The sequence below is a fragment of the Candidatus Aegiribacteria sp. genome (assembly GCA_021108435.1).
Lineage (GTDB): Bacteria > Fermentibacterota > Fermentibacteria > Fermentibacterales > JCC-6 > Aegiribacteria.
This window is the reverse complement of sequence record JAIOQY010000167.1, coordinates 1-2,648: the sequence shown is the minus strand read 5'-3', so window position 1 is coordinate 2,648 and position 2,648 is coordinate 1. Positions and strand designations below refer to the sequence as shown.

Below are 2,648 nucleotides of genomic sequence, written 5' to 3'. Positions count from 1 at the left end.
ACTGCCATTGAAAGCGGATAGAAAGCAAGAACAAGACAGACTATCCCGGTAAATCTGAATGGGTGAAGCTTCTCGAGGCGCACTCCAAGGATAGGTGACAGGAAAAGTACTCCCATCTGTCCGATAACACCTTTTGCCATTGCGTACTGCTCATAATCAAGGCCCAATCTGTCTGTCGCGAAGAAAGGAATAACAGGCAGTATCATCAGGAATGCTATCCCGTACAGGAAAAAGAAGGCCTCGAAACAGGCGAACTCCTTATCCCTTCTGAAAACAGCCCAGAGACTCCCGAGGAAATGAGCCATCCCTTTCCCTGTAGATTTCTCAGACAGGCCCGGTTTCATTCCCCTGGCCATGATAGAGAGGAATACGGCCTGCCCTGCTCCGAAGAGAGCTTCCACAACGAAGAGTATCCTGTAATACTGGAAATCAACATCGAGAAGAGCCCCGACGAACATTGCCATCGGAAGGCTGAAGAGCGTAAGAATGCTGGACCACCACCCGAATAATCTTGCTCTGTTGCTCGAGCGGTATCGCTGTTTCATTATGGTGTTCTGTGCCGGAATGAGCACGCTGTTCGAAGCAAAGAACAGCAGCAGCAGAAGAAGAAGCACATTGACATTGGACGAGAAGAACATCAGGGCGACAGGAAGCCTTGAAAGAACACCGATCAGAAGTACAGCTCTATCGTATCTGCCGCGGCTGTCGATCCAGTGATTAATGAATACGGAGAGAAGATTACTGATCGGCCAGAGCATCGTCAGTGCAGTTATCTGCCACTGGGCAGCGTGAAGTCCGTTAACAGCGATATATTCGTGATTGATAATAACACCCACCGATATCCCGCCGAAAATAGCGGATATCAGGTGGAGCTTGAAAGCCTTTTTCTCATCTTCACCCAGAGGACGAAAAAGCTTTCTGTCATCCCTGCCGGAAACGAACGGAAGCCATGAAAATAACTGCATATCAGCTCTCTGAAGGTATTATTCCCTTTGCTTCAAGCACATCTATTATCTGCCGCGCGCACTCCTCCGGAGTCGATTCATGAGTTCGGAGAACCAGTTCAGGTGATTCAGGTTCCTCGTAAGGAGCGGATATCCCTGTGAATGAAGGGATTTCTCCGCTTCTGGCCTTTTTGTATAACCCCTTTGGATCTCGTTCTTCCGCAACCTCCAGAGGTACATGTACATAGACTTCAATGAAATTATTCTCTCCCTGAATTGATCTGGCAAAATTCCTATCGAAGCGGTAAGGGCTTATGAAGGCAAGGATATTCAGAACACCAAAAGAACTGAAGAGTTTTGCGACTTCCGAAATCCTGCGGATATTCTCCTTTCGGTCCGGAGGTGAAAACCCCAGATCTCTATTAAGACCATGCCTGACATTGTCACCGTCAAGAATTGCGGTAAGAACGCCTCTTCCATGCAGAATTTCTGAAAGAATATCCGCGATGGTGGATTTACCTGAACCAGACAGCCCCGTCAGCCAGACCGTAGCTCCTCTGTGCCCGAGAAGTTCTTCCCTGTCACTTATATCAACCCCGTGATGATGCCATGTGATATTCATATCCTCTGAACGTTCAGAATTCATCATTCTCCAATCGGATACCGGAATGGAAACGGTTCCGAACATAAGTACGGGACCGCAGGTTTCTTTTCATACTGGTTCCTGCTTCGTGAAAACTTCACTATCATACGGTCTCCGGAATGTAATTGCTAACTTATTTGCATTAAAAGCATTTGAAAGGATATAACAGTGAATAAAGATATTATCAGAAAAAACCTGTCCAGCTGTCTTATCGACACATCTTCCCTGAAACTCCCCGGCAGAATACGCGGCAAAGTCAGAGACATCTACGATCTGGGTGACAGGATTCTTCTCATCACTACTGACAGGCAGAGCGCATTCGACAGGGTTCTGGCTTCAGTCCCGTTCAAAGGCCAGGTGCTTAATCAGGTAAGCGCATTCTGGTTTGGCAGAACGGAGGATATCGTACCCAATCATGTTATCTCCATACCGGATCCGAATGTTACACTTGCGATGAAATGCAAAGTATTCCCTGTGGAGTTCATTATGCGGGGATACCTCACGGGCAGCACAAGTACTTCAGCATGGACACTATACAGAAACGGGAAACGGAATATCTGCGGTAATGCCCTCCCTGACGGCATGGTGAAAAACCAGAAATTCCCTGAACCTATTATCACTCCCACAACAAAGAGTGAAGAACATGATGAGTCCATCACTCCAGAAGAAATCGTTAATCAGAAACTGATGTCTCAGGATGAATGGGACAAAGCCTCAGATATCGCCATGAAACTTTTCCGCAGAGGAATGGAGATAGCCTCTGAGCACGGTCTCATACTAGTCGATACAAAATACGAACTCGGCAGGGACAGCAATGGGAATATTGTTCTCGTAGATGAAATTCACACTCCCGATTCTTCACGCTACTGGATATCGGACAGTTATCAGCAGAAATTCAATAATGGTGAAGAACCGGAGAACATCGACAAGGAATTTCTGAGACTGTGGTTCAGAGACAACTGTGATCCTTACAACGATGAAGAACTCCCCAAAGCTCCGGATGAACTTGTTGTAGAACTCTCTTCCCGATACATAAGACTCTATGAAATGATAACAGGTAA

Annotated in this window: 3 protein-coding genes; 1 reads left to right on the top strand and 2 read right to left on the bottom strand. The window is 46.6% G+C overall.

The features are described 5' to 3' along the window. Both K8R76_09160 and cysC read right to left on the bottom strand, forming a co-directional pair. A partial coding sequence (locus K8R76_09160) for an MFS transporter (protein MCD4848347.1) occupies positions 1–965 on the bottom strand: 965 nt, incomplete at its 3' end. A gap of 1 nt (position 966) precedes the next feature. After that, the gene (cysC, locus tag K8R76_09155; GenBank protein MCD4848346.1) at positions 967–1,590 is read right to left on the bottom strand and encodes an adenylyl-sulfate kinase; all 624 of its coding nucleotides are present in this window, start codon (positions 1,588–1,590) and stop codon (positions 967–969) included. Positions 1,591–1,782: 192 nt separating this feature from the next. On the opposite strand from cysC, the gene K8R76_09150 reads away from it, so the two are divergent. Next, positions 1,783–2,648: phosphoribosylaminoimidazolesuccinocarboxamide synthase (locus K8R76_09150; protein MCD4848345.1), on the top strand; the 866-nt coding region annotated here is incomplete at its 3' end.